Here is a 6444-nt window from a genome sequence, read left to right on the forward strand (position 1 = left end):
CGGTTTATTATGGTTATGCCGGCTTACATGCCTTTGATGTCTTCCTCGTTGAGGTAGCCAACGGTCTCGTTCATCATGTACTCAAGCTGGATATCCAGAATCGCCCTGGCATCCTCGTTCTTTCCAGCCCAGTTGAACCAGATCGGGATCGCAGCCTTCCGGAACTTTTCCAGGTCTTCCTGGCTCAGACGCGTCACCTTCGAGCCATCCTCTTTGAACTTCTCCATCGCTTCAATGTTGCGCTTCTGAATGGTCAGGTAGTGCTTCTGTGAGTAGATACGAACCTCGTCCTCAACCAACTGCTGAAGCTCTGGATCCAGCGCATTCCACGCACGCAGGTTGACGGTCAGGTCCATCAGGTCCACCGGCTGGTAGATGGACATAACACCAGGAGGCCCGAACATGATGTAGTCGGTCACCTGGGAGAAACCCAGCTCGTAGTTCACGGCAGGGCCGACGTAGTCAGCAGCGTCGATGGTGCCCTTCTCCAAAGCCGGGAAGATATCCGAACCCGGGAGGCTCACCGTGGACACACCAAACTGCTGAAACACCTCAGCGACCATGCCACCGGGCACACGCATCTTCATTCCTTCCATATCCGCCAGGCTGTTAACCGGCTTCTTGGAGTGAATGATGTTGGCGTCGTGTTGGATTGGGCCCACGTAAAACAGACCGAATTTCTTGTAGATCTCACGGGTCTTTTCCAGCATGCCCATGGAATAGAACATGATGTCCCACTGGTGAGGCTGATCGGGACCGGCTGGGTAGGACGACAGGAAAACGGAGGCCGGAATCTTTCCGGACCAGTACAGAGTGAAGGGATTCATGCCCTGCAGAACGCCGTTGCGCACCGCCTCGAAAAGGGCGTTGTTATCCGCGGCAACCGACTTGGCCGGGTACGGCTTGATGATTAGCTCGCCACCGGATTTCTCCTCCATGCTGTTGGCCCATTCCTCGAACAGGTCATAGCCTACGGTGCCAGCATCCCATACTGACTGAATCTTCCAGGTGGTTGCAGCCTGGGCCTGGCCAGCGCCTGCAATGGCCACACCGCAGAAGGCAGCGGCAAGTGCGAATGACTTCAGGAAACCTCGCCGCGGGGCAACGTTTCCAGCCTGAGTATCCGGAGCGCTTAATTGCTCGCTGTTCTTGTTGGTATTCATCGCCACATCTCCGTTGACATTGTTTTTATCGGGGGTCACGTCAACACCAGCAACAGCTGGCATTAAATCGATATTCGTAGTCCTGCCGGGTTTAGTCCAGAAGATTGCCAACTGGTCAGACCAGTTTTGTAAATGCCAGATAGACGAAAACGCTGTAATGAGCCATATTTACTGGTCCCGAAAGGGTTTCTTTAATTCAAGGCACGATAAAAACAACTGGTCCGACCAGTGACTCCTGGCAGGAAACATCATGGCAATCGCACAGGAAATTTCCTATCGACTCGAACGGCTCATTCTCGACGGCGGGCTGGCGCCGGAACAGAAAATGCCGTCGGAACGACAACTGGCTACCCGGCTTGGCGTGTCCCGCGCCATCATCCGCGAGGCCCTGCACGAGTTGCAGGGGCGGGGCGTGATTGAGACCCGGCATGGCAAGGGCTCTTTCGTGGCCCGAATTGTGCCCGGCGGCGAAGAGGACGGCGAGGACAGCCCGCTGCTACAGATGTTTACCGGCCACCCACGGACCCTGTATGACCTGCTGGAAGTAAGAGAGCAGCTGGAGGGCCAGGCCGCCTACCTGGCCGCACAACGGGCGACCGCATTGGACCTTCATCGCATCACCAAGGCTTACTCCGCACTCGAACAGACCGACCCACTCACCAACGCCCGGCCAGACCACAGTTTCCATCAGGCCATCGTGGAAGCGTCCCACAATCCGGTCCTGGTGCATGTACTGAACGGGTTGAAGAACCTCATGCTGTTAACCGTGGAAGCCTCCGTGGCCAATCTGAACCCGCGTGAAGAAATGCGCAACAAGATTTCCCGGCAGCACAAGAGAATCTATCAGGCAGTGATGGCGGGAAAGCCCGAGGCGGCAAAGCGCATCGCCATGGCCCATGTGCGTTTTGTCAGTGACGCCATGCGCACGATCGAGCAACAGGGAACGGCCATTATCCGGGTTTCCCTGCACGCATCGGCAACACCGGAAAAACCCTCACAACGGGCGTAAACGGCAAAAAGCTTGCATCAAACGTTCAATAATCCACAATTAACACGCGGTATGTGTGGTAAAAAACGGCAAAACCCCGCTTTAGGGGGATTGATTTCCGCATCCACAGCCCGTAAAACTTGCGCCTTTGTTATATAGCCTCGGGAGCCACCTATGGCGGATTCAGCGCCTCTGATCTGCAAGGACATCCACAAGACCTTTGATCAACTGGAAGTCCTCAAGGGCATTTCACTGGAAACAAAGAAAGGGGATGTCGTTTCCCTGATCGGCAGCTCCGGCTCCGGTAAGAGTACGTTTCTGCGCTGTATCAACATGCTCGAAACGCCCACCTCCGGCGACATTATCGTGCATGGCGACCCGATTCGGTTCACCACCAATCGCAAAGGCGAGCGCATTCCGGCGGACAACAAGCAGGTGGAACTGATTCGCGCCCGGCTCTCCATGGTCTTCCAAAGCTTCAATCTCTGGTCCCACATGACCGTTCTGGAAAACATCATTGAAGCTCCTATTCACGTGCTCAAGGTGCCCAAGAAAGAAGCCATCGAAAGGGCCGAAGCCTATCTTGAGAAGGTGGGCATCTATGAGCGCAAGGACTACTACCCGGCCCAGATGTCAGGCGGGCAGCAGCAGCGGGCGGCCATTGCCCGGGCCCTGGCCATGGAACCGGAAGTAATGCTGTTCGACGAACCCACCTCCGCCCTTGATCCTGAACTCGTTGGCGAAGTGCTGAAGGTTATGCAGAACCTCGCGGAAGAAGGCAGAACCATGATCGTGGTGACCCATGAGATGTCGTTTGCGCGGGACGTGTCATCCCAGGTCCTGTTTTTGCATCAGGGCGTGATCGAGGAGCAAGGCACACCGGACAAAGTCTTCGACAATCCGGACTCGGAACGGATGAAGCAGTTTCTGGCTCCCAAGTTCTGACGTGCAGTGCTATCTTGAAACCATGTTTCCTTATCGGGGCATATATCCGCCCCGGAAGAAAACGCCAAAACCAGCAAAATAAGGCAAATCATTGCCGATAATAATGCCCACAAGGCTGACTACTGGAGAAGTGACTCATGAGAAAACTGATTGTTGCAGCAAGCGTCGCCCTGGCCATGATGGCCGGTGTCGCCCACGCCCAGGAACGTAACCTTCGCATCGCCTTCGACGTGCCCTACGAGCCGTTCGAATACAAGGATGAAAACGGCGAGCTGACCGGTTTTGAAGTGGAACTGGCCGAAGCCATGTGTGAAGAGATGAACGCCAACTGCGAATTCGTCATCCAGGCATGGGACGGTATGATTCCGGGCCTGCTGGCACGCAAGTTCGACCTGATCATGTCTTCCATGTCCATTACGCCCGAGCGTGCTGAGCGTGTACTGTTTTCCGAGCCGTACTACAACACTCCGGGTGGCTGGTTCGGCCCCGAGAGCTTCAACACCGACGTCACCGACATGGCCGCCATGGAAGGAATGACCGTTGGCGTACAGCGCGGCACCACCATGGATACCTTTGTGACCGAAGAAATGGGTGGCGTTGTGACCATCAAGCGCTACACCACCGCTGACGACATGGTCCTTGACCTGGAAGGCCAGCGCCTGGACGTGGTCTTTGTGGACTACCCGGTTGGCGAGCAGACCGTCCTGAGCAAGGATGGCTTCAAGGAAGTTGGCGAGCCGGTCAAACTCGGTCAGGGCGTGGGCGTTGCCATGCGCAAGCGTGACGAGGAGCTGGCGCAGGAAGTAAACGAGGCGCTTGCCACCTTGAAGGAAGATGGTACCTACAACACCATCATGGATAAGTACTTCGCTTACGACATCAAGATGTAAAACTGGCTGGGGGGCAGCGGTTGTTGCTGCCCCCGCTTACCGGATGTACCCATGATTGACTTGAAAGGCTACGGCCCGGCCCTGCTGGAAGGGGCTGTGGTCACCATTGAACTGGCCTTCTTTTCCCTTGCTCTCGCGCTGGTTCTGGGGCTGGTTGGCGCTTCCGCCAAGCTGTCCAAAAGCCGTGTAGCCATTGGGATTGCGACCACCTACACCACTCTGATCCGCGGCGTACCGGATCTGGTCATGATGCTGCTGTTTTACTACGGTGGTCAGGTCGCTGTGAACAACCTGTCAGATTATCTCTACGACGCCTACGACATAGACTTCTTCTTCCAGTTTGACCCCTTTATCTCTGGCGTCATCACCATTGGTCTGATTTTTGGTGCCTACATGGCGGAGACATTCCGTGGTGCCTTTCTCGCAGTGGAGAGCGGACAGATTGAAGCGGCCCGCGCCTATGGCTTCAGCCAATGGCGTACCTTTCACCGAATCATATTGCCGCAAATGCTGCGCCACGCCCTTCCCGGCATCGGCAACAACTGGCAGGTACTGTTAAAAACCACCGCACTGGTTTCAATCATCGGCTTGACCGACATGGTGCGCGTCGCAGAAGAAGCCGCCAAGGCCGAACGCATGCCGTTCCATTTCTTTATTCCGGTGGCGTTTGTCTACCTCAGCCTGACAGCCGGTTCCGAGCTGTTTATCAAGTGGCTCAACAAGCGCGCCAATATTGGCGTGGTACAGGGGAGCTGAACCATGCCTGAGTTTCTTGCTGAACTACTGAATCAGAACGATATCTTCACTGGCCCCACGATCATGGAATACTGGGGCGGGCTGGTCACCACCGTTCAACTGGTGTTTCTGTCACTGATCCTGGGCCTGCTGGTTGCCGTTCCCCTGGCTATCATGCGCACTTCGAAGAACCCACTGATCAACGGCCCTGTCTGGTTCTATACCTATATTTTCCGGGGCACACCGTTGTTGATCCAGCTGTACATCATTTACTACGGCCTGGCGCAGATAGAGGGTATCCAGCAAACCTTCTGGTGGGACATCTTCCGTGAAGCCTTCTACCCGGCCCTGCTGGCCTTCACCCTGAACACCGCGGCCTACACCACGGAGATCATCCGGGGGGCCATTGTGGCCACACCCAGTGGGGAGATTGAGGCGGCAAAGGCCTATGGCATGAGCTGGGCACTGCGGATGCGCCGGATTATCCTGCCGAGCGCGGCGAGGCGGGGTGTGCAGGCGTACTCCAACGAAGTCATTTTCATGCTTCACGCCAGTGCCATTGCCAGCGTGGTGACTCTGGTGGACCTGACCGGGGCGGCGCGGAACATTTATTCCCGATTCTACGCCCCCTTTGATGCGTTTATCTTTGTGGCGCTGCTCTACATGGCTTTGACTTTCATGTTGGTATTCGCCTTCCGCAAGCTGGAAAACTATCTGTTGCAACATCAACGGCCGGTGAGTGGCTGACAAATCCATAGTGCAGGGAAGTCCGGAGCGCAGGTGAAATGATATTTGGTCCTGGCCTTGATTGGCTTTCTCACACGCTCACACGAACAGAGCACGCAACATCTGAAAAGATTGTTGTTCTGGAAGACGGCACGGGGTTGCAGCTGCAGGACTCAGGGCTCCTCTATCTGGAACCCCCTGCTGGCCGCCCCAACCCCAACCATGAATCGCTGATTGTTTCCGCTGGCATCCATGGTAATGAAACCGCCCCCATTGAGGTTCTGAATCATCTATTGAATGAACTGATCGATGGCCAATGGCAACTGGCCTGCCCGGCACTGTTGATTCTTGGCAACCCAAAAGCAATGGATGCTGGCCAGCGCTTTATTGACGTGAACCTCAACCGCCTGTTCGGTGGCGCCCACCGTAAACCGGAATACCGGAAATTTCCCGAGGCGGAAAGAGCCCGGTTGCTGGAGGACGCCTGCAGGGCCTTCGCCACCAGGCACTCTGCCAATGTGTGCCACTACGACCTGCACACCGCCATTCGCCCGTCATTGCGGGAGAAGTTCGCACTCTATCCGTTTGTTGAGGGACGGGACATTCCGGATGGGCAGATTGATTTCCTGCTGGAGGCGGAAGTAGAAACCTTGCTATTGCAGCACCGTGAAGGCACCACCTTTGCCTCGTTTTCCTCGTCCGAACTGGGGGCCGAGAGTTTCACCGTGGAACTTGGCAAGGCACGGCCTTTCGGGCAGAACGACCTCAGCCGCTTCACAGGCATTGCCAGTGCCCTGCGGCGACGACTGAAAGGCGAGGAGCCGCCGAAAAGAGACAGGGGAGCAGCACCGATAACCGTGTTTGAAGTCGTGCACGAAATTCTGAACACCGGCGACAGCTTCCAATTCCACGTGCCAGACGACGTCGCCAACTTCACCATGTACGACCCGGGCACGGTCATCTGGGAAGACAATAACACCCGCTACACGGTAGGCGA

The 6444-nt window shown here is 56.0% G+C and carries 7 protein-coding genes; 6 read left to right on the plus strand and 1 reads right to left on the minus strand.

The window, feature by feature from the left end:
• Positions 1–23: 23 nt before the first annotated feature.
• The gene (dctP, locus tag ACTRWH_RS13700) at positions 24–1163 is read right to left on the minus strand and encodes a TRAP transporter substrate-binding protein DctP (RefSeq protein ID WP_085681955.1); all 1140 of its coding nucleotides are present in this window, start codon (positions 1161–1163) and stop codon (positions 24–26) included.
• A gap of 250 nt (positions 1164–1413) precedes the next feature.
• On the opposite strand from dctP, the gene ACTRWH_RS13705 reads away from it, so the two are divergent.
• The 6 genes from ACTRWH_RS13705 to ACTRWH_RS13730 all read left to right on the plus strand — a co-directional run.
• Positions 1414–2172, plus strand: coding sequence for an FCD domain-containing protein (locus tag ACTRWH_RS13705; RefSeq protein ID WP_036208724.1), 759 nt, complete (start codon positions 1414–1416; stop codon positions 2170–2172).
• 153 nt (positions 2173–2325) lie between these two features.
• A complete protein-coding gene (locus ACTRWH_RS13710) occupies positions 2326–3096 on the plus strand; it encodes an ABC transporter ATP-binding protein (RefSeq protein WP_036208721.1) in 771 nt (256 codons plus the stop codon).
• A 137-nt stretch (positions 3097–3233) separates the two neighbouring features.
• Positions 3234–3986: a transporter substrate-binding domain-containing protein gene (locus ACTRWH_RS13715; protein WP_036208715.1), complete on the plus strand. Its 753-nt coding sequence runs from the start codon at positions 3234–3236 to the stop codon at positions 3984–3986.
• Positions 3987–4037: 51 nt separating this feature from the next.
• Positions 4038–4742 (plus strand): ABC transporter permease subunit, encoded by a 705-nt coding sequence (locus ACTRWH_RS13720; RefSeq protein WP_462826519.1) that lies wholly within the window; start codon positions 4038–4040, stop codon positions 4740–4742.
• Positions 4743–4745: 3 nt separating this feature from the next.
• The gene (locus ACTRWH_RS13725; RefSeq protein WP_041333874.1) at positions 4746–5468 is read left to right on the plus strand and encodes an ABC transporter permease; all 723 of its coding nucleotides are present in this window, start codon (positions 4746–4748) and stop codon (positions 5466–5468) included.
• A 38-nt stretch (positions 5469–5506) separates the two neighbouring features.
• Positions 5507–6444: succinylglutamate desuccinylase (locus tag ACTRWH_RS13730; RefSeq protein WP_462826520.1), on the plus strand; the 938-nt coding region annotated here is incomplete at its 3' end.

This window comes from Marinobacter sp. G5_S1_61_S3 (assembly GCF_054968585.1).

Bases quoted from the DNA above. Each gene is read 5' to 3' on its own strand.
- ACTRWH_RS13725 (WP_041333874.1), top strand. From the start codon at position 4,746: ATGCCTGAGTTTCTTGCTGAACTACTGAATCAGAACGATATCTTCACT.
- dctP (WP_085681955.1), bottom strand. From the start codon at position 1,163: ATGAATACCAACAAGAACAGCGAGCAATTAAGCGCTCCGGATACTCAG.
- ACTRWH_RS13720 (WP_462826519.1), top strand. From the start codon at position 4,038: ATGATTGACTTGAAAGGCTACGGCCCGGCCCTGCTGGAAGGGGCTGTG.
- ACTRWH_RS13715 (WP_036208715.1), top strand. From the start codon at position 3,234: ATGAGAAAACTGATTGTTGCAGCAAGCGTCGCCCTGGCCATGATGGCC.
- ACTRWH_RS13705 (WP_036208724.1), top strand. From the start codon at position 1,414: ATGGCAATCGCACAGGAAATTTCCTATCGACTCGAACGGCTCATTCTC.
- ACTRWH_RS13710 (WP_036208721.1), top strand. From the start codon at position 2,326: ATGGCGGATTCAGCGCCTCTGATCTGCAAGGACATCCACAAGACCTTT.